The 20,597-nt window shown below is 43.5% G+C and carries 22 protein-coding genes; 7 read left to right on the plus strand and 15 right to left on the minus strand.

The window, feature by feature from the left end:
* Window positions 1–12 precede the first annotated feature (12 nt).
* Genes AB6811_RS04650 through AB6811_RS04680 form a run of 7 tightly spaced genes read right to left on the minus strand, consistent with a single transcriptional unit; the run spans window position 13 to window position 3,569 of the window.
* The gene (locus tag AB6811_RS04650; RefSeq protein ID WP_369489272.1) at window positions 13–483 is read right to left on the minus strand and encodes an HAD family hydrolase; all 471 of its coding nucleotides are present in this window, start codon (window positions 481–483) and stop codon (window positions 13–15) included.
* A gap of 6 nt (window positions 484–489) precedes the next feature.
* On the minus strand, window positions 490–957 hold the full coding sequence (locus AB6811_RS04655) for a CYTH domain-containing protein (RefSeq protein ID WP_369489273.1): 468 nt from the start codon (window positions 955–957) through the stop codon (window positions 490–492).
* A gap of 57 nt (window positions 958–1,014) precedes the next feature.
* Window positions 1,015–2,073 carry an ACR3 family arsenite efflux transporter gene (gene arsB, locus AB6811_RS04660; protein ID WP_369489274.1) on the minus strand — a complete coding sequence of 353 codons (1,059 nt, stop codon included), beginning with the start codon at window positions 2,071–2,073 and terminating at the stop codon, window positions 1,015–1,017.
* 3 nt (window positions 2,074–2,076) lie between these two features.
* Complete coding sequence (locus tag AB6811_RS04665) at window positions 2,077–2,490, minus strand: arsenate reductase ArsC (protein WP_369489275.1); 414 nt, start codon at window positions 2,488–2,490, stop codon at window positions 2,077–2,079.
* Between the two features lie 13 nt (window positions 2,491–2,503).
* Window positions 2,504–2,920, minus strand: a complete 417-nt coding sequence (locus AB6811_RS04670) for a rhodanese-like domain-containing protein (RefSeq protein ID WP_369489276.1) — start codon at window positions 2,918–2,920, stop codon at window positions 2,504–2,506.
* A 13-nt stretch (window positions 2,921–2,933) separates the two neighbouring features.
* On the minus strand, window positions 2,934–3,221 hold the full coding sequence (locus AB6811_RS04675; protein ID WP_369489277.1) for a hypothetical protein: 288 nt from the start codon (window positions 3,219–3,221) through the stop codon (window positions 2,934–2,936).
* Between the two features lie 18 nt (window positions 3,222–3,239).
* Window positions 3,240–3,569 carry an ArsR/SmtB family transcription factor gene (locus AB6811_RS04680; protein WP_369489278.1) on the minus strand — a complete coding sequence of 110 codons (330 nt, stop codon included), beginning with the start codon at window positions 3,567–3,569 and terminating at the stop codon, window positions 3,240–3,242.
* A 299-nt stretch (window positions 3,570–3,868) separates the two neighbouring features.
* Between AB6811_RS04680 and yihA the strand changes: the two genes are divergently transcribed.
* The 5 genes from yihA to AB6811_RS04705 all read left to right on the plus strand — a co-directional run bounded on the left by yihA (window position 3,869) and on the right by AB6811_RS04705 (window position 7,200).
* On the plus strand, window positions 3,869–4,486 hold the full coding sequence (gene yihA, locus AB6811_RS04685) for a ribosome biogenesis GTP-binding protein YihA/YsxC (RefSeq protein ID WP_369489279.1): 618 nt from the start codon (window positions 3,869–3,871) through the stop codon (window positions 4,484–4,486).
* Window positions 4,487–4,541: 55 nt separating this feature from the next.
* Entirely contained in the window at window positions 4,542–5,486 is a 945-nt protein-coding gene (locus tag AB6811_RS04690) for a ribose-phosphate diphosphokinase (protein WP_369489280.1), read from the plus strand.
* Between the two features lie 127 nt (window positions 5,487–5,613).
* Entirely contained in the window at window positions 5,614–6,189 is a 576-nt protein-coding gene (locus AB6811_RS04695; protein WP_369489281.1) for a 50S ribosomal protein L25/general stress protein Ctc, read from the plus strand.
* An 11-nt stretch (window positions 6,190–6,200) separates the two neighbouring features.
* Window positions 6,201–6,764, plus strand: a complete 564-nt coding sequence (pth, locus tag AB6811_RS04700; RefSeq protein WP_369489282.1) for an aminoacyl-tRNA hydrolase — start codon at window positions 6,201–6,203, stop codon at window positions 6,762–6,764.
* A 10-nt stretch (window positions 6,765–6,774) separates the two neighbouring features.
* Window positions 6,775–7,200: an RNA-binding S4 domain-containing protein gene (locus AB6811_RS04705; protein WP_369489283.1), complete on the plus strand. Its 426-nt coding sequence runs from the start codon at window positions 6,775–6,777 to the stop codon at window positions 7,198–7,200.
* A 58-nt stretch (window positions 7,201–7,258) separates the two neighbouring features.
* Here AB6811_RS04705 and AB6811_RS04710 read toward each other — a convergent pair whose 3' ends face one another.
* The 8 genes from AB6811_RS04710 to AB6811_RS04745 form a co-directional block, all read right to left on the minus strand.
* Window positions 7,259–7,777, minus strand: a complete 519-nt coding sequence (locus AB6811_RS04710) for a flavin reductase family protein (RefSeq protein ID WP_369489284.1) — start codon at window positions 7,775–7,777, stop codon at window positions 7,259–7,261.
* An 18-nt stretch (window positions 7,778–7,795) separates the two neighbouring features.
* Entirely contained in the window at window positions 7,796–8,668 is an 873-nt protein-coding gene (locus tag AB6811_RS04715) for a VIT1/CCC1 transporter family protein (protein ID WP_369489285.1), read from the minus strand.
* 10 nt (window positions 8,669–8,678) lie between these two features.
* Window positions 8,679–9,425, minus strand: a complete 747-nt coding sequence (locus tag AB6811_RS04720) for a copper homeostasis protein CutC (RefSeq protein ID WP_369489286.1) — start codon at window positions 9,423–9,425, stop codon at window positions 8,679–8,681.
* A 3-nt stretch (window positions 9,426–9,428) separates the two neighbouring features.
* Window positions 9,429–12,077, minus strand: a complete 2,649-nt coding sequence (locus AB6811_RS04725) for a transglutaminase family protein (RefSeq protein WP_369489287.1) — start codon at window positions 12,075–12,077, stop codon at window positions 9,429–9,431.
* Between the two features lie 215 nt (window positions 12,078–12,292).
* Window positions 12,293–13,315: a recombinase RecA gene (gene recA / locus AB6811_RS04730; protein ID WP_369489288.1), complete on the minus strand. Its 1,023-nt coding sequence runs from the start codon at window positions 13,313–13,315 to the stop codon at window positions 12,293–12,295.
* Window positions 13,316–13,786: a thioredoxin-dependent thiol peroxidase gene (gene bcp, locus AB6811_RS04735; RefSeq protein WP_369489289.1), complete on the minus strand. Its 471-nt coding sequence runs from the start codon at window positions 13,784–13,786 to the stop codon at window positions 13,316–13,318. It abuts the gene before it with no gap.
* Between the two features lie 311 nt (window positions 13,787–14,097).
* Entirely contained in the window at window positions 14,098–14,733 is a 636-nt protein-coding gene (locus AB6811_RS04740; protein ID WP_369489290.1) for a CPBP family intramembrane glutamic endopeptidase, read from the minus strand.
* 12 nt (window positions 14,734–14,745) lie between these two features.
* The gene (locus AB6811_RS04745; protein ID WP_369489291.1) at window positions 14,746–15,933 is read right to left on the minus strand and encodes an ATP-binding protein; all 1,188 of its coding nucleotides are present in this window, start codon (window positions 15,931–15,933) and stop codon (window positions 14,746–14,748) included.
* Between the two features lie 315 nt (window positions 15,934–16,248).
* Between AB6811_RS04745 and carA the strand changes: the two genes are divergently transcribed.
* Both carA and carB read left to right on the plus strand, forming a co-directional pair.
* Window positions 16,249–17,322 carry a glutamine-hydrolyzing carbamoyl-phosphate synthase small subunit gene (gene carA, locus AB6811_RS04750; protein WP_369489292.1) on the plus strand — a complete coding sequence of 358 codons (1,074 nt, stop codon included), beginning with the start codon at window positions 16,249–16,251 and terminating at the stop codon, window positions 17,320–17,322.
* 11 nt (window positions 17,323–17,333) lie between these two features.
* Entirely contained in the window at window positions 17,334–20,567 is a 3,234-nt protein-coding gene (gene carB, locus AB6811_RS04755) for a carbamoyl-phosphate synthase (glutamine-hydrolyzing) large subunit (protein ID WP_369489293.1), read from the plus strand.
* Window positions 20,568–20,597: the final 30 nt, after the last annotated feature.

Consider the following 20,597-nt stretch of genomic DNA (forward strand, 5'->3'; position numbering starts at 1 on the left):
GATTAATTACGTTTACCTTCTAAGTGTAGCTGCCAAACGGTTGGGATTAAGTAAAAGATCGAGTGCGTGGTTTACATTGTAGCATACAATTAAAGCCTGCTTCAGGGAAAGCGTTGAAGCACCTTCTGCTTGAATTGTTGCAATACTCAAGGCAGCATGCTTTAGCATTTGCCAATCGTTGTAACCATTGCCAATAGCGGCGTATTTATTTTTCCCAAGCTCATTTATGTAGATTTTTTTCTGCTTGTCCTGCCGCCCCTTTTCAAGTATCTTAACTTTACAGTCAATACCTCTTAGTTCGTGGGTTGCGGTTCCAAAGGTATCGGTGGTAATCACATGAACCATCAGCTGAGTTGATAATTGCTGTAAGCGTTCTCTTACCCCTTCAATCAATTTGCCATCAATGGCAAGAGTGCCGTTAAAGTCGAGCACCAAGTGCTCAATCCGTAGAACTCTTCTACCGGGTATCTCAATGGTTATCATGGTCAATCATTTTTTCCAGCTAGAGTATGGGTTTTCAGATAGATACGAATTGTAATATCTATAATCGTCGGTTACTTCAATGGTTATCCAGTGGGGTACCGTAAATTTTTCGTCCTCCGAGCCAAGCTCAATCTCTGCAAGTACTAGTCCAGTGTTTTCGCCTTCAAACACATCAACCTCCCAGGTTTTGCTATCATGAACAATTAGGTATCTGTTTTTTTCGATAACTGCTTTGCAAAACTTGGTAAGCAATTCATTGGCCTTACCGGTAGGTATTTCAAACTCAATCTCCTCGCGGGATATCCCTTGGACTTTGCCTTTAATGGTCATAAAGGCCTTATTGGCCCAAACTCTTACCCTTATAGTTTGCTCAGGGTTTGTGCTAAGATAACCCTGTACAATTCTTATAGGGTTTGGTTTGTCTAGTTTCTCCCATTTAGGGAGATCAACCAAAAATTTACGCTCAATTTCCATACAGTAAAAATAAAAAAAGCCCGCCAACTTAGCGGGCCTTATATAGTTTTTTGTGGGTTAAAAAAATCTTTTTTTGAAGTAGAATGCAACATTTACAAGTCCAATCATCACAGGAACTTCAACCAGCGGGCCAATTACGGCAGCAAAGGCTTCGCCTGAACTGATGCCAAAAACTGCAATGGCAACGGCTATGGCAAGCTCAAAATTGTTGCTAGCAGCTGTAAAGGAGAGAGTGGTGGTTTGCTCGTACGTGGCACCTGCTTTTCGGCTCATGAAGAAGGATACAAGGAACATTATTACGAAATATGCGAGCAGAGGAATAGCAATAAGTACAACATCCATGGGGATTTTTACAATGTATTCCCCTTTGAGGGAGAACATCACAACAATCGTAAAGAGTAACGCAATTAAAGTTAATGGGCTTATTTTCGGTATAAATTTGGTGTTAAACCAATTATCGCCCTTTAACCTAACCAGGGTAAAACGTGTAATAAAACCAGCAATAAAAGGTATCCCAAGGTAAATAAAAACACTTTCAGCTATTTGGCCAATGGTAATCTGTTCAACAGAGTTGTTAGTGGGTATCCCAAACCAGCCGGGTAGTATGGCTATAAATACATAGGCGTATACCGAGTAGAAAAGAACCTGAAAGATAGAGTTAAAAGCAACCAAGCCAGCCGCATACTCAGTATCGCCTTTGGCCAAATCGTTCCAAACAATAACCATAGCAATGCAACGTGCAAGCCCTATCATTATGATGCCGTACATGTATTGCAGGTTGGTTTCGCTGGGAAACAGCTTGTAAAAAGTTATTGCTAGCGCAAACATGAGTACTGGCCCAATGAGCCAATTCTGAACAAGCGAAAGCGATAGAATTCTGTAATTTCGGAAAACATCGCCAAGCTCCTCGTACTTTACTTTTGCAAGGGGCGGATACATCATTAGTATTAGTCCAATTGCAATGGGAATATTGGTTGTGCTTTCGGGTGAAGGTTTCAATGAATCCCAAAAATCAGCTATTCCCGGGAAAAAATGACCACTTAGTACACCTATGGCCATTGCCAAAAAAATCCACAGGGTTAAGTACCTGTCCAGAAACTTCAGACGCTTTTTCATGAATCAAATTGTTTTAGTAAACTCACTAAACCTATCCTTAATCTGGTCTCTAACTTTTCGGAATACCGCCAAAACCTCTTCAGGTGTTCCTTTTGCTTCGGCCGGATCCTCAAAACCAATGTGAAGCCTATGCTTTACATTTCCCAGGAATGCCGGACAGGTTTCCTTGGCATTATCGCAAACCGTAATCACGTAATCCCATTCCTGGCCAATAAACTGGTCAACCAGTTTGGGTTTGTTCTTGCTAATATCAATGCCCACCTCGGCCATCACCTTTACGGCGTTGGGGTTTACCTGTATGGCCGGTTCTGTTCCGGCCGACTCAACTGTTAGCTGTTTATCGAACGATTTCAGAAATCCTTCAGCCATCTGGCTTCGACAGCTGTTGCCTGTGCATAAAATCAGTATTCTTGTCATTTTGATTTAAAGTTTACTTAAACCTTGGCCTTAGCTGACACATACAGGAGCCATCGAGGCGTTCCTTGTTGTTGATTACCAACGGAAGCCCATCGCGTTCCCACTCAACAATGCCGCCGGCAAGGTTAGCAACTAATGTGAAACCTCTGGCAATAAGTATTTCCATTGCTTCGTGGCTTCGCAACCCTGTTGAGTCGGCAATTACTAGCGGGAAATCAGTGGGAAGTAACCCTAGGTTCTGCTCAAGCTGACTTAAAGGTAAGTAGATAACCTTGGGTACGTCGAAGCGTTTATAGCCTGTGAGGTTCTCTTCCCTAACATCAACAATTATTGCTTTCCCTGTTTTAGCCTCGTAGTAAGCATCGCGTGGGGTTAGGTTGAGAAAACCTCCGCTCATAAAACCATTACCAGAAAAGGGATTGGCTTCCATAGCATTCTGTTTTTTAGCCGCAGCAACTACCGCTTTTTTTCAGGCCATTCATCAGGAATCCAAACCCGTTATGGTCGAGGGTAACCTCGGCAAGGGTTTCAGCTAATGAATCTTCGATGTAGAAATCTACACCATCGATGTTTGTAGCAGTTTCGCCGGGCTGTGGTGCGCTTGCAACATCCATTTGCACCGAAGGGCCACAGCATCCCTGCGTGCTGTATATACGGATTCCCTTTGAGTTTTCATCAATGGTTTCTAAAACCTTTAATAGCTCTTCCTTTGCTTTTACTGATAGTTTCATAGTTAAATTATTTATGGATTAAATCTCACAATTTACTGATGCGCTCCTTACTTTACCGAAAAAGGAGTCAAACTCATCGAGGTATTTATGTATGCTCTCCGAGCAGAGGCAGTAGTTTATCCGTAGTCCATCAATTTCGCCATGTATGAGCCCTAGTTCCTTTAGCTCCTTTAAATGCTGCGAAACGGTAGTGCGGCTAAGCGGCAGGTTCTGCGAAATATCGCCCGATATGCATGTCTTGGTTTCGGCAAGGTACTGGAGTATTGCCAACCGAGCTGGATGCGATATGGCCCTGGCAAACCTTGCCAATTCCTGCAGCTTCTCGTCAAAAACTTCTGACTTATTCATACCATTGTATTTATGTCGTAAACATACGACATATTTTTAGCTTAAACAACAATTCAGGTAAATTGTTTCAAACAAATTTTAAGATATTGTGTACTAGTCAGATAGCATTTATGCTAAAGGGTTGTGATGTTTATTGAAGGTAGCGCATTTGAGTTATTCGCTAAGTTGATTTTGGGGAAGTGGCTTACATCCTGCCATTCCCGATTTGTAATTTTATTCACAAAAAGTTGATTTTCTTTCTGATGGGTTGTATCTTTGAAACCGATCTGGGACAAATTGTTTAACTAAAATTATAAGCTATGGTGATTCGAACAGCTAAGTTTGTGGCTAGCTATCCTAGTGTACAAAAGTGCCCAAAAACCGATTTGCCTGAGTACGCATTTATCGGTCGTTCCAATGTGGGTAAATCGTCGCTCATTAACATGCTCACCTGCACCAAGGCCTTGGCTAAAGTTTCGCAAACACCGGGCAAAACACAGCTCATCAACTATTACCTCATAAACGACTCATGGCACCTGGTCGATTTGCCTGGTTATGGCTATGCTAAGGTATCGAAGGGTGAGCGCGAAAAGTTCTCGGATATAGTGCTTAACTACATACTCAAGCGGGAGAATATGCACCTGCTTTTTGTTCTTATCGATTCCCGCCTTGAACCTCAGGATATCGACATCCAGTTTATTAACTGGCTTGGAGTTAACCAGGTTCCATTTGCCCTTGTTTTCACCAAAACCGATAAAGTTTCCAGCATGGTGCTTGAGCAGAACATTGAGCTGCACAAAAAAGTGCTACATGAATCGTGGGAGGAACTACCTCCAATTTTTACAACATCGTGTGTAACTCGCACAGGACGTGAGGATGTGCTAAATTACATTGACCAGGTTTTTCGGGAAGCAAAAATAACTCATTGCCAGGTGTAGAACATGAGCTATAAAATTTGTAAATTTGCGAGCATTAACGGAAAAAAATCCTAAAATGCACAGCAAACACCAAATAAAGTTCTTCACCGGACGTAGTTCGCGTTACCTTGCCGAAAGAATAGCTCAAAGTTTTGGAATTCCACTCGGAAAATCAACCCTAACTGTTTTCAGCGATGGTGAGTTTCAACCCTCATTCGATGAGTCGGTTAGGGGATGTACAGTTTTTATCATTCAGTCAACCTTTCCACCGGTTGATAATCTTTTCGAGTTGCTGCTGATGATTGATGCCGCTCATAGAGCCTCAGCGTATAAGGTGGTGGCTGTGATGCCCTACTTTGGTTGGGCAAGGCAGGATCGTAAGGATAAACCCCGTGTTGCCATTGGCGCAAAGTTGGTTGCCAATATGCTTGTTGCAGCAGGTGCCGATCGTGTAATGACCATGGACCTACATGCTGACCAGATTCAGGGCTTTTTCGATGTGCCGGTTGATCATCTTTACGCGTCATCAATATTTGTACCCTATATCAAAAGCCTTAATTTGGAAAACATTGCGATTGCTGCTCCCGATATGGGTGGAGCAAAGCGTGCTAACGCATACTCTCGATTCCTAAACTCATCGCTGGCTGTTTGCCACAAGAACCGCGAGAAAGCAAATCAGGTAGGCGAGATGACTGTTATTGGCGATATTGAGGGTAAGCATGTAATTATTCTGGACGATATGGTGGATACCGCCGGTACCCTTACCATGGCTGCCGATTTGATGATGGGTAAAGGGGCAGCATCGGTACGAGCTTTTGCTACGCATCCCGTTCTTTCAGGCTCTGCCTATGAGCGCATTCGCGACTCAAAGCTTACCGAACTGGTTGTAACCGATACCATACCCCTGCGTACCGATAAGGATACTTCCAAAATTAAGGTGCTTTCGGTTGCTGAGTTTTTTGCCGATGTTATCAATAAGGTATACAACTACCAGTCAATCAGCGAAAAGTTTATCATTTAGTTTTAAATATTTTTTACTATCTTTGCAGCCCATTTCCCTCATGATAGGGTACGATGGGGGGCTGGTTATGTGATTGAGGGACAGCCCTGAGTAGTATCTAAGTAATAACAAAAATTATCAAGAGTAAATGAAAACAATTGAACTTTCAGCAGCCCCTAGAACCGAAACCGGTAAAAAAGCTGCTAAGCACAGCCGCAAGTCGGAGCTTGTACCCGCCGTTATTTACGGTGCTGGTGAGAACATTATGATTTCGTTAGGCGAGAAGGAACTCAAGAAGGTGATTTACACACCTATTGTTTACCTTGTAAAGCTTAACGTTGATGGTAAAATGCACGATGCCATTATTAAAGAGGTTCAGTACCACCCTGTTACCGATAAGATTCTACACGTTGACTTCCTTAAGGTTTCGGAGAACAAACCTATAACCATTGGGTTGCCAGTTAACCTGGTTGGACAGGCTGAGGGTGTTAAGGCTGGTGGTAAACTTTTGCAGGTAGTGCGCAAAATTAGGGTAAAAGGTTTAGCTAAGGACCTGCCCGATGCCATCTCCATTGATGTTACCCATCTTGGAATTGGCAAGAGCATTATGGTTGCTGAACTCAGTTTTGATAAGTTTACTGTGGTTGAGCCTAAGAGCATGGTGATTGCTACCATTAAATCGACCCGTGCTGCTCGCGAAGCTCAGCAGGAACAAGCTAAATAAGTAGTTCAGAGTTGAAGTATTTAATTACCGGGTTAGGGAATATTGGAAGTGAGTATTCCAACACCCGACATAATGTAGGATTTATGGTGTTGGACGCTCTTGCTAAGGCGTCCAACATTACTTTTGCCGATGCCCGCTACGGCTTTGTTGCTCAGCACAAGCATAAAGGGCGGACATTTGTACTCCTTAAACCCTCAACCTACATGAACCTTAGCGGTAAAGCGGTAAACTACTGGTTGCAAAAGGAAAATATCCCATTGGAAAACCTCTTGGTGGTAGTTGACGATATTGCCTTACCCCTTGGCACAATTAGGTTAAGGCCTAAAGGTAGCGACGGTGGCCATAACGGGTTGAAGAATATAAACGAAGTGCTGGGCACACAGGATTATGCCCGTCTTCGTTTTGGAATTGGTAATGGATTTAGTCGTGGCCGCCAGGTCGATTACGTTTTGGGTGAGTGGATCGATGAGGAGCTGAAGGTTCTGCCCGAACGGCTAACGTTGGCCGGCGAGGCTGTGCTTGCCTTTGGCACAATTGGTATTGAACGCTCCATGAACCTTTACAATAGCCGATAGAATGCCGACCATGAGGGTTGATAAGTGGTTGTGGTTTGTGAGGGTGTTTAAAACAAGAACCCTTGCTACCGAGTATTGCCGCAAAGGTCGCGTAACCCGTAATGGGATTGAGCTAAAACCCTCGCAGGATATTAATGTAGGGGATACACTAAAGGTTCGAAAACCCCCGGTAACCTATACATTCAGGGTGAAGGACCTACCCAAAAACAGACTTGGCGCTAAGCTGGTTGAATCGTATATGGAAAACTTAACTCCTCCCGAGGAACTACAGAAACTTGACCCATCGTTCATGGCATTCAACATACACCGCGAACGCGGAACGGGCCGCCCCACCAAAAAGGAACGTCGCGAGATTGATGAACTATTCGATTCCGGTTTCGGGGGCTTTGATTGGGATAGCTTTGAGCCTGATGCCGACGATGAATCCAATGAGTAAGGAGCCTTTTGATTCAAGCTATTACTCACTGCTGTATTGTTACATTTCCTTTAAGCCATCAACCCTCTTTTTTGTATACCGATGTGATTTCAGCGATAAATAGTCTATGGAAATCGCTTTTAGGGTAGTGCTTACTGATGATTTCCTTATCGAGAAAGTTCTCGGGTTTGATATCATCGATATAAAGTTTTCGGCATTCAATCACCAGTCGGGCTTCCTGAAAGGCTATGGCCTTAAGCGATTCGGCAATGGTTAATCCCGCTGCCTTTGTTTTATCGATATCGCGACCCGATTTGCTGCCACATAGCTCCAGTGCCGAACGCCATTTCTCTTCAAAAAAGTTGAGGGTGAAGTAATCGTTTTGCTCCACAAACTGTAATGTGTAGCGCTGAGGGCGGATGAATACGAATGCTACCGGTTTATTCCATAGAATTCCAAATCCTCCCCACGAGGCTGTCATGCTGTTATGTTTTTCCTTGCTGCCAGCAAGTATTAGCATCCATTGATTGTCGAGCAGGTCGAAGGTGTTTTCATCTAACTCGAAAGGCGAAATGAACTTGTAATTTTTTGGTTCCATATCAATTTTTGTTTAAGGTCAGTCAATAGGAATTCCCAGGTAGTTTCGAACCAGCAAGCCTATTCCAAAAGTTAGCGCTGAAACTCCTAAGCTAATAACAACCATTTCAAGGAACCTATGCTTAAAGTTGAGGTTTTTAGCTACTGCAATGTAGAAGTTGAAGGCGAAAATGATGGCTATTGCAAGCAGTAGTGTTGTTGCTAGGGCTAGCATGTAGCTTGTGAGCAGTAGAAAAGGGCTAATCAGTATTGCAACGGTAAATATATAAGCCAAACCAGTATAAATAGCCGATTTACCCGCGTGTCGGTCATCATTTTCAGTTTTAACGGAAAGGTACTGCGATGCAGCCATTGAGAGCGAAGCGGCAATACCGGTAATAAGTCCGGCAACTGCAATGAGTCGGGTGTTTTGCATGGCAAGGCTAAAGCCAGCTAAAGCACCAGTTAGTTCCACCAGCGCATCGTTAAGTCCAAGAACCATTGAGCCAGCATAATCAAGCCTCTCTTCCTGAATTAATGCAATTAGCTGGTCTTCATGTTCCTCTTCGGATTTTTTTACGGCTTCGGCTTCGGGCATGTAGGGTATTACTCGTTCGTAAACATCCTGAATTTTTGCCTCCTGTCGCTCCATAAGCCTTAAGGCGAATGTAAGCCCAAGTATTTTCCCGCAAATGGTGAAAAACCATACTACAGTTTTTTGAGGGGCTACATCAACCCCCGATATCTGTTTGAAAATATTGTAGTGTTTGAGTTCCTCACCAGCAATTTTTGCTAAAACAGTTTTATTGTTCTTGTCGTTTGTTGATTTGGCCAGATTCTTATAAACCTGGTAGCCTGTAATTTCCTCTCGCTGGAATAGTTTTGCATGCTTTACAAGTTCTTCTCTAGTCATTGGTTAGTATTTACTTTTTGTTGAAGTATTGTTTTAGCTTTGCCACAGTACTGGCTATGGTTTCGGCATTGGTTTGCTGAACGGTATTTTCCGGAAGCAATACCGAAACAAATGAGAGTCCGGTATGGTTGGTATTGTACCGGGCTACAATTTCGCTGCCGCTCATATGGAACTGGGTTACACCTTTCTGTGCTAGCTCTAAGATATTACTGTGATTAATCCCTCCTCCGGCAATTAGGGCTATTTTGTTACCTCCCTCGGCAATTAATTGCCTTATCAGGTCTAAGCCATCAACGGCCTTGTTTTTTTGCCCTGACGTTAGTAGGAAATTGCATCCACATTCGATAATTTCATCTAGTGCTTTGAAAGGTTCGGGCATTATGTCGAAGGCGCGGTGAAAGGTAAAGGTCATTGGTTTGGCTGCCCAAACCAGTTCTTTAGTTCTTCCCTTATCAAGAGTACCATTCGCCCGGAGTATACCGCTAACAACCCCTTTTACCCCAAGTTTTTTACATACCTCAATATCGCGGAGCATTTGGCGGAATTCCATTTCGGAGTATACAAAGTCGCCTGGGCGGGGACGAATAAGAACGTGAACCGGAATATCTAGCTGGTTAAGGGTTTCGGCAATGCATCCAAACGATGGGGTGGTACCCCCAACGTAAAGGTTCTCACAGAGTTCTATTCGATTTGCTCCGCCTTTTTGAGCGTTAATGGCACTCTCTACAGAGTTGGCGCAAACCTCAAGGGTAAACATCGTTTACTGCTTTAGTGCTGAAAGTAGCTGTTCGCCAAGGTTTATGCTATAACCCGAAGAATGATATACTATCTCTCCGTTGTTGTTCACAACAAGAACAACAGGGTATTCCAGCTGTTTGCCAACTGCCTGCCCTACCTTAGCCTCAAATTGACCATTTATATCGTTCCCGAGGGTAATGGTATTGGGGTAGGGCTTTCCATCGAAAATGGATGTCAAATCGGTTTTTGCCGATTTGCCACTTGCCAGAATAAGGGCAATACTATTTCCTATGCCACTAAACTCGCTACTTAGGCTGCTGATATCGCGAAGCAAATGCTTTGTAGGTTCAGCAAGCGGGTCGATGATGGCGACTATTGCTGGTTTATCCTTGGTAATCTGTTCAATTGTTTGGGGGTTCTGGATAAAAGGTATGGTGATATCGGTGCTAATGGTTCCCAAAACCATTTTCTCGGTTTGGGTTGATGGGATGGTTAGTGTAAATTGTATCTTTTTGCCACTTTCAACCCTGACGTAGTAAACATTGCAGTTAACAGCTCCCGATTTATGCCTGTTACCGGTTACTATCCGGTAAAAACCCTCTGGGAGTTCAAGTGCTGCAGGGAATTTGTTGAATAAAGGACTTTCCTCATAATCAAGGGTTGAGTACTTTCCCTTTTCGAACCGTGCAATGGTGAAGTGTGTGTAGTACTTTAGCTGTTCAACAGCCGAGTTTTTATCGAGGTTGATAATTAGCATTCCGGTTGGTGTTGTGGCCTGTGTCTCTTTTTCATCGGCGATATTTACATCAATCCACTTCCCTTTCATGAAGTACTGAGGTTTTTTTGATGCTGGCTCCAATCGGGCAGCTATTCCAAAACTGCGACATGCTGCTACAAAGAAAATAGCCATGGAATATTCATCGGCGCGGCGAATCCGGTAAACGCTTTCAGGGCTTAACAGCACACGGTAGTAATTGCTTTCCGTGTCAAGTGTTACAAACTCTTTAATCCATTGGGCAATGTTTTGAGGATTGTTGCGGAAAAAACCAATCTCCTCAAAGGTAAATGCATCCTGCAAGAAACTACGCCAGGGCGTAATAAATTCCCGGCCAATCCGGGGCGAAAGAATGTAACTGTCAAACTCTTTAACCATGCGGCTTTCAAGCAGGGCAGGGAAAGAATCGATTCGCGAAAGGTGGTCGAAAAGTACATCAGTGGTAATATCGCGTAAATCCTTTTCCCGAAGAGTTGAAAGCAAGGCCACTCCAACTGAGATGTCTTTAGTGTCCAAGTTCTTTATGTAGTTGTAAATCTCATTCCAGTTGCCGCGGCTTTTTGAAAGCCATTTCCATGTTTCATCAATACTGATACCCTTTTCCATGGCCAAATTGGCTGCTGAAGCCGAGTCAATAAAGGTGCTTATGTAATTACTACGAATTTCATTCCCCTGTTTAACCCTGCGGTTGTGTTCATCGGCTGTACTTTCATCGTATGGTGGAATAGTTTGTTCGTCGGGTGGGGTAAGGGTTAAGGAAAGGTTAGTAAAAGGGATTTCCTTTTTGAGTGTTAGGTAAATATCGTTTTGGTTTCTGTCGGCCTTGGAAAAGGCATAGGTGTTATCCTTTTGTGCCCAAATCATCAAGTCGCCAATCCCTGTGGTTAAAGTACACAAGCCATTTGCATTGGTTTGCAGGGTGGCTATGGGGTAAAACTCGGCGTAGTTGTAAAGCTGGTATTCAACCTTTGCGCCCTCAACCGGGTTCCCGGTGCTATCGGTTACGGTAACGGTGAGTTTACGGGTAGGGGCATAGTTAGGCATAAGGTTAATCTCAGTGTAAAAGTTGGTTTGTTTAAGTTGTTCCTCAGGGCCATTGTATTTGCCAAAAACAAAAGTACGTGTCATCATGGCTCGTTTGGCAGGTCCTGCAAACCATCCACGGTCGAGTTCAGGCTCAGGTTCGCATGCGCCTAAGAAGTGCCATTTACCATCGACCCATACCTCCACCCAGGCGTGATTGTCGTCGGTGTGAGCCCAACGGGGTGAGTAGACCTGACGTGCTGGTATGCCCACTGAGCGATAGGCTGCTACTGCAAATGTCGATTCCTCGCCACAGCGGCCAAAGGCTGAACGAACGGCTGTTAGCGGCCCACATGTGCGCTCATCGGTCGATTGGTAGGTAACCTTCTCGTGGCACCAGTAATTAACCTCAAGCGCAGCCTGGTATGTATCGAGGCCCAGAAGGCGCTCCTTTAGTTCCTCAAAGAAAATCTCGCGGGCGTTATCGGTGTACTCGTTGTTAACCCTGTAAGGTAGGACAAAGTGAAGGAATATATCAGCTGGCACTTTCCTTGCCCACTTAAATTCTTTCCGCGCTTTTAGCGCTAGCTGAACGTTCTTCAGAACATACTCTGGTGAGTGCATTGCTAAATCGCTTAGTGGCATGTATGCGTAAAGAAACTCAAACCCTTCGCGCTCTTTAGTGGTAAGTTCTGAGTTGATTATTTTGTAAATGGATGAATCGTAGGCAGCAATTAGCTTGACCCTTTCCTCGAATTGGGCATGAACCTCTTTGCGTTTATCGCTGCCTTTGATGAGGTGGCGGTTAAGAATGGTATCGCAGGAGCTAAGGATTATAAGCAGCAATGCGCTGATAGTTACAATCTTCTTCATGTTGTAAGCTGTTTGTAATCAAAAAATAAATGTAAGTAATTTTTTCGATTCAAACCTAAAGGTGTTGGGTAAATTGTGATTTTATGGTAAAATAAAAGGAAACTGCCTCAAAAAGATTTTTTATTCAGGCTAAGTATTGAACGCAATGCTAAGATAGGTTCAAAACGGTTGCCCTTTATCTTTTTGAGGCAGCATTGTGTGGTTAATGTGTTGTTTTACTGCGCTTTGAGTGTTTCTCTGATTTTTGCTTCAATCTCGTTTGATAGTTCTGGATTATCGAGCAGGAGCTGGCGAACAGCATCGCGGCCTTGACCCAGTTTGGTTTCGCCATAGCTGAACCATGAGCCGCTTTTCTTGATGATATTCAGTTCAACGCCAAGGTCAATAATTTCACCTGTTTTGGATATTCCCTCACCAAAAATAATATCGAACTCGGCTTTGCGGAATGGGGGCGCAACTTTGTTCTTAACAATTTTAACCCTAACGCGGTTACCGGTCGATTCCTCTCCATCCTTAAGTTGGTTCAGCTTACGGATATCAACACGAACCGAAGCGTAGAACTTGAGGGCATTCCCACCGGTGGTAGTTTCAGGATTGCCAAACATTACGCCAATTTTGTCGCGTAGCTGGTTGATGAAAATACAGCAGGTGTTGGTTTTGCTGATGGTGGCAGTGAGCTTACGCAACGCTTGCGACATCAGTCGGGCTTGAAGGCCCATCTTGCTATCGCCCATATCGCCTTCAATTTCAGCTTTAGGGGTAAGGGCAGCCACCGAGTCGATTACAATGATGTCAATTGAGCCTGAGCGGATAAGGTTATCGGCAATTTCAAGGGCTTGCTCACCGTTATCGGGCTGGGCAAAAAGTAGATTCTCCACATCAACGCCAAGCTTCTCGGCATAGGTGCGGTCAAAAGCATGTTCCGCATCGATGATGGCGGCAAGGCCGCCTTGCTTTTGAGCCTCGGCAATGGCGTGGATGGCAAGAGTGGTCTTACCCGACGATTCGGGGCCGTAGATTTCAACCACTCGCCCACGGGGATAACCACCAACCCCAAGGGCTGCATCGAGCGCTATTGACCCTGATGAGATGACTGGCACTTCCGATACGGCTTTATCGCCAAGCCTCATTATTGAACCCTTACCAAAATCCTTCTCAATTTTATCGATTGTCGATTGAAGGGCTTTTAGCTTTTCCTTGTTAATTTCCTTGCGTTCCTTGTTTTCAGTTGCTTCCATTTACTTATTTATTTCGGATAGTATTTGTTTTACGTGTTCCTTGGTATCAACCTTATTAAAAACATGTGTGATAGTGCCATTTTCATTTATCACATATGTTGTGCGGAGAATACCAAAGTATGCTTTACCGTACATCTTTTTCTCACCCCATGCTCCATACTTTTCGGCAATCGCATGGTCTACATCGGCTATTAAGCGGAAAGGCAGGTTGTATTTATGAATAAAATTTTGATGCGATTTCTCGGAATCGGGGCTAACGCCAACCACTTCCATGCCTAAGCTCTGTAAATCATCATAACCATCGCGTAAGCTGCAAGCTTCAGCGGTACAACCGCTGGTGTTGTCCTTGGGGTAAAAGTAAAGGATTAACTTTTTTCCCTTAAAATCCGATAGTTTAATGGTTTTACCATCCTGATCCTTCCCAGTGAAATCAGGAGCCAAATCGCCTGGTTTTAAGATTGTTGTCGCCATAGTAATCTGTTTGTAAAGTTAATTTTTTGTTTGTTAAATGGAAATGCCTTAGGCATTTATTTATTAACAAGCTGCAAGGTGTTTGGTTTTAAAAAATGAAAGTTAGTTAACCTCAACAAAAAAAGTTCATATCCTTTTGTAAACTATGCGATAAATGCTCTTTTTAATCCTGGGCAAATACTTTATCTTTTTCAATGTCATTATAAAGATATTCAGTTACCGGCAAACGGGACAATCCACTCATCGGGGTAAAAAATATTCAGTGCAGGCTTGAATTGATGGTTTTAAATTTGGCTAATTCTATAATAGGACTAAAAATCGGGTACATAAAAGAAGTAACCTAACCCAATGGTGAATAGGTAATTGCCAACAATTGCATGTTCTAATGATACTACTAGTATTGAGCGATGTTTAAAGTAGCTATATGCCCAAACAAAACCAATTATGGTAGCACCAGCAACAGCTATCCAGTTTCTAAATATTATATGAAGTAATCCAAAAAGAATCCCATTTAATGTGATAACAATTTTATCATTTTTGAAAAGGGGTGTGTATCGGTGGAAGAAAAACCCACGGTATATAACTTCCTGCGTAAAGGCTGACCAAATGGGGTAAAAAACCATGATTAGTAGCCAAAGTTCTGTCCTATGTAATGGTAAGTAAAAGATTTGCTCACTAGGAAGGAAGATAAAACTAAGTAAACTTATTGCCAGTAGCGAAATGAGAATACGCAAGCTAAGCGTTCTCCAGCTTCTGTATCCATTAAATCCAAACGATTTTTTACTAAACGATTTGGTGGTTAGTAAATAAAATAGTGCAATTAAAAACACTACTAAAAGCGGAATGCTTTTGGGTAATTTCAGGTTGTTGAAGTAGAAAGCTACAGGTAGCCCAACAAAAAGGGCAGCCAGTTCAATCCACCGAACAATTTTTGGAATCGGTGCCATTACTGGAAATGGTTATTTGGGTAATTCAACAATTGCTGTTGTCCCTTTGTTTGGTTCGGAGATAAATTTAAGGTTGCCTTTTAGCTTGTTGGTTAACTCTTTGCAGGTAAACAGACCTATTCCAGTACCTTTTTCGTTATCGGTTCCTCTGCTTGATTGATAATTCTTAAAAAGATTTTTAAGCTGTTCGGCTGTCATACCAATACCATTATCAACAATTTTGATGGAAAGGGTAGTGGGCTCATTGCTAACCTGGATTTTTATTTCACCTTCCGGGTAAGTGAACTTTATGGCGTTTGAAACCAGATTACGAATGATGACAGCCAGCATATCGGGGTCGGTGTTTACCATAAGTTCAACGGGAACTTCTTCTGTTAGCGTGATTCGTTTTTTTTGCCAAATGGGGCGCAGAACGTTTACCTGCTTTTGTATCAGGGAGTCTATTGGGATTTCCCTGTATTTGGGCTCAATGGCATTGGAGTTTAGCTTTGCCCAGTTTAGAAGATTCTCGGTTAAATCATAAAGGTTGTGGGCAAGGTCGTTTAGCAGCTGAAGGCGAAGCTGAAAATACTCCTTGTTTTCAAAATCGTCCTCAAAGTTCATCAGCATAAGGTCAGTTATTCCCAGAAAGGCGTTGAATGGACTTTTAAGGTCGTGCGACACAATAGAGAAAAGCTTTGAAAGCGATTGGTTCATTTCCTTTAGCTGCTGGTTCTGTTTTTCCAGCTCCTGTTGTTTGATAATAAGCTGATTCTTAAGTTCCCTGTTTTGCTTGAGTACAGCCGATAGGGGCACACTTTCGCCCTCCTGTTGCATTTCTGTGGGCTGCGACCAATGCCCGTGAATAATTTTCCACTCACCCTTTTCTTTACGAAGAATGGCAGTTGTTCTATTGTTTGTGTATTCAAACTCGCCGGTTGGGAGCAGGAACTTCATGTCAACTAAACCCATTACATAGGCCGAATCGGCTGTAATGGGACATACCTTTAAAGTTTTAAACTGATAGGTAAAAGGTTCGGGTGCCTGGGCGAATTCCCGTCGGAATAGTTCAGTTGAGTGCTGATATGTTACGCTGAACTCATCTACTCCAGTTCCAATCATGTTAAAATCAGGAGAAAACGCATTAAGCGTATCTTCGAGCTTGCGTTGAACATAATCTTCAAAATACTTAAGGTACGCCTGCTTAACTTCGTTCTCCATTTTATTCAAATTGAATCTCAAATTTAAATATCAAAAGTTGTATTATGCAAACTCTTTCGGTTCTTTTTTGTAAAGTTTTGATTTTTAGAAAAAAGTTGTAGTTTTGTATGAACATTCAGGACATGATTCCACTTAAAAAAATATTGCTGTCAGTAAAGCATACAGGTTTCGAACAAACAATACTTTCAGTTAACTCTATTGATAACCTGCCAGTTTTGGCAGGTTTTTTTTTGTCATACAGGAAAGGGCTGCAAGCGTTCAGTTTAACGTTGATTTATCGAACTTCAAACTATAAATCTCTTAAATTATTCCAGAATGAATCAACAACAAAAAGCAAAGCTTGTGCTGGAGGACGGCTCAGTTTTTACTGGTTACTCGTTTGGGTATACCGGGAACACATCGGGTGAGGTTGTTTTTAACACGGCAATGAATGGATATCCCGAGAGTTTAACTGATCCATCGTACTTCGGACAAATTCTTGTGGCCACTTTCCCCTTGGTTGGTAACTATGGGGTGCCCGAACCTAATCCTTTAGGAGGAATTGAACAGAATTGGGAATCGAGCATGATTCACATTAAGGGCTTAGTGGTGTGCGAATACAGCCAAAATTATAGTCACTGGAATGCAAACAAAAGCCTAGGGCAATGGCTAAATGAAAACAAGATTCCGGCAATAAGCGGTATTGATACCCGCAAGCTTACCAAACAATTGCGCGAAAAGGGTTGTATGTTGGGAAAAATTATAGTTGATGGCGATACGGATTGGTACGATCCCAATGCCGATAACCCGGTTGCACATGTATCGGTGGCAAAACCAATTACCTATGGGAATGGAAAGAAAACAATTGTTCTGGTTGATTGCGGAGTAAAAAACAACATCCTGCGTTGCCTTTTAAGACGCGATGTACAGGTTATTCGCGTGCCTTTCAACTATAACTTTTTGAGCCAGCAATTCGATGGTGTTCTCATCTCCAATGGTCCGGGCGACCCCAAGGTGAACATTGAAACCATTGAGAATATTCGTCGGCTAATTGAAATGGATAAACCGGTAATGGGAATTTGCCTGGGTAATCAGCTTTTGGCTTTGGCCTCAGGGGCAAATACCTATAAGCTACCCTATGGTCATAGGGGGCATAATCAGCCTGTGAGGCTAAAAGGGACTGACCGCTGCTTTGTTACCTCGCAAAACCATGGTTTTGCAATTGAGCCATCGACCCTTTCCGAAGAATGGGAGGTGATGTTTGAAAACCTGAACGATGGAACCTGCGAGGGTATAAGGCATAAAGCCAAGCCTTTTTTTGCAGTTCAGTTTCATCCGGAGGCTTCGGGAGGACCAAACGATACCGAGTTCCTGTTCGATGAGTTTATTAACCTAATTGACAACAAGTAAAATAGATTTATATGCCACATTTACCCAAATACAGCAAAGTTTTAGTGCTTGGTTCGGGAGCGCTTAAGATTGGCGAGGCCGGCGAATTCGACTACAGCGGTTCACAGGCGCTAAAGGCACTAAAGGAGGAGGGAATAGCAACAGTTCTGGTAAATCCCAACATTGCCACGGTTCAAACCAGTCAGGATGTGGCCGATACCATCTACTTTGAACCAGTAAAACCCGAAACGGTCCGACAAATCATTGAGAAGGAACACCCCGATGGAATATTCCTCTCGTTTGGTGGACAAACCGCACTAAACTGCGGGGTGGAGCTTTACCAGAATGGAACACTCCGGGAGTTCAATGTTGAAGTGCTTGGTACGCCAGTTAGCACTATTATCAACACTGAGGATCGGGAACTCTTTGTTAAAGAGTTAAACCAAATCGGGGTGAGCACTCCACGAAGCATTGCCGTGAATACTGTGACTGAAGCGATTGATGCCGCTCAACAAATTGGATACCCTGTTATTGTTCGTGCTGCCTTTACTCTGGGAGGGCAGGGTAGCGGATTTTGCTCAAATCCGCAAGAGTTAAAGGCTTTGGCAACCAATGCGCTCACTTATGCACCACAAATACTGGTTGAAGAATCGCTAAAGGGCTGGAAAGAGGTTGAGTACGAGGTGGTGCGCGATAGGTTCGATAATTGCATAACAGTTTGCAATATGGAAAACTTCGACCCATTAGGCATTCATACTGGCGAAAGCATAGTAGTTGCGCCTTCGCAAACGCTATCAAACTCCGAGTACCATAATTTACGGGCACTCTCAATAAAAATCGTTCGTCACCTGGGAATAGTAGGGGAGTGTAATGTTCAGTTTGCGCTCGATCCTAGTAGTGAGAATTATAGAGTGATTGAGGTAAACGCTCGCTTATCGCGCTCATCGGCTTTGGCATCCAAAGCTACCGGTTACCCACTAGCATTTGTAGCTGCCAAGTTAGGTTTAGGCTATGGCCTGTTTGAGCTAAAAAACTCCGTTACCCAGAAAACAACGGCATTCTTTGAACCTGCCCTCGACTATGTTGTGGTAAAAATACCCCGATGGGATTTGGCTAAGTTTAAGGGGGCATCGCGCCAAATTGGGTCGGCTATGAAGAGCGTGGGTGAGGTTATGGCCATAGGCCGTTCATTTGAGGAAGCCATTCAAAAAGGCCTTAGGATGATAGGGCAGGGAATGCATGGGCTTGTAGCAAATCAGCATTTTAACCCTTCGGACCTTAAACAGATGCTTGAGAATCCTACTGATCAAAGGATTTTTGCCATTGCCCAGGCATTTGAGCAAGGATGGAGTGCGGAGGATATTAATGCAATCACAAGAATTGATCGTTGGTTTCTCGATAAGCTTCAGGGTATAGTTGAACTTTCCAGGCATCTTGCAGGTTACTCAGCCATTGAGCAAGTGCCATCGGAACTTGTTGTTCAAGCTAAACGGAAAGGCTTTTCCGATTTCCAGTTGGCTCGTATCATTTACAATCCATCCAACAATAAAATTGAGCAGTACCAACAGCAAGTACGGAACTACAGGAAAATCTGTGGGATTGTTCCTTGTGTAAAGCAGATTGACACATTGGCAGCCGAATTCCCATCGGAAACAGCATACCTTTACATGACCTACCATGGTAATGAGGACGATACATCCGTAAAACCTAAGCCCAAAGTTCTTGTTTTGGGTTCAGGTGCATATCGTATTGGTAGTTCTGTTGAATTTGATTGGTGCACCGTTAGTGCAGTAAAGGAGCTCCGGCGCTTGGGATTTGAGGCGATTGTTGTGAACTACAACCCCGAAACCGTAAGTACCGATTACGACGTATGCGATAAGCTTTACTTTGACGAGCTTTCCTTTGAGAGGGTGATGGATATTGTTGAGGTTGAGCGTCCGTTAGGTGTAATAGTATCGGTTGGTGGACAAATACCCAATAATCTGGCAGGAAGGCTGAGTAAAGCAGGGGTGATGGTTCTGGGAACCTCACCCGTTTCAATTGATATGGCCGAAGATCGACAAAAATTCTCGGCTTTGCTCGATAAACTCGGTATCGATCAGCCAGAGTGGCAGGAGTTAACCACCATGGAACAGGTGCAGGAGTTCGTAAATCGTGTTGGTTATCCCGTTTTAATTCGTCCTTCCTACGTCCTTTCGGGTTCGGCAATGAATGTGGTTTCAAACGCCGACGATTTGAACGAGTACTTAACTGTTGCAGCCGAAGTGTCCAAAGCCCACCCGGTTGTAATCTCTGAGTTTATCGAAGGGGCAAAGGAAATTGAATACGATGCTGTGGCTAATAATGGTCGGATATTTGTTGATGCCGTATCGGAACATATTGAGTTTGCTGGCGTTCACTCGGGCGATGCTACCTTGGTATTTCCGCCCCAGCGCCTCTACCTGGAAACCATCCGCCGTATTAGGCGTGTTGCTGCAGCTCTTGCAGCCGAACTAAAAATTACAGGCCCTTTTAACATTCAGTTTTTGGCAAAGAACAACCAAATAAAGGTAATAGAGTGCAACCTCAGGGCAAGTAGAAGTTTTCCGTTTGTTTCAAAGGTGATGAATTTTGATATGATAGCCGTTGCCGTTGATTTTATGATGGGTGTAGCACCTAAAACCAATCCACCATCGATGCTCGATATTGCCCATGTGGGCGTAAAAGCCTCACAGTTCTCATTTGGAAGGATTACCTTTGCCGACCCGGTGCTGGGTGTTGAGATGGCCTCAACCGGTGAGGTTGGCTGCATTGGGCAAAGTGTTAATGTGGCCTTGCTTAAAGCGATGTTGTCGGTAGGGCATAGAATTCCACAGGGTTCAATCTTGGTTTCATCTGGGCCTTTAAGGTCAAAACTCTCCCTTATCGATCCCATTGCCCGTTTGGCCAGGCGCGGTTTTGTAATCTATGCAACAAGGGGAACTGCATCGTTCCTTAACGACCATGGCATATCTGCCATTGCCGTTTCCTGGCCCGATGAGCCAGAAAATGCTCCCAATAGCCTGAATCTTATTCAGAATCGACTGGTTGATTTGGTAATCAATATCCCTAAAAATCTCTCGCGCAGCGAGCTCGATAACGACTATACCATTCGCCGTTCAGCTGTTGATTACAACATCCCGCTAATTACCAATGCTCGACTTGCAGCCGCTTTTATTGAGGCGTTTCTGAATACCGATAATATCCAAATGGAGGTGAAAAGCTATAATGAACTAGTTGGAAGTTAGGATAGGGTCCTACTAAACTTATTTTGGTTA

It is taken from the genome of Tenuifilum sp. 4138str (assembly GCF_041102575.1).
GTDB lineage: Bacteria > Bacteroidota > Bacteroidia > Bacteroidales > Tenuifilaceae > Tenuifilum > Tenuifilum osseticum.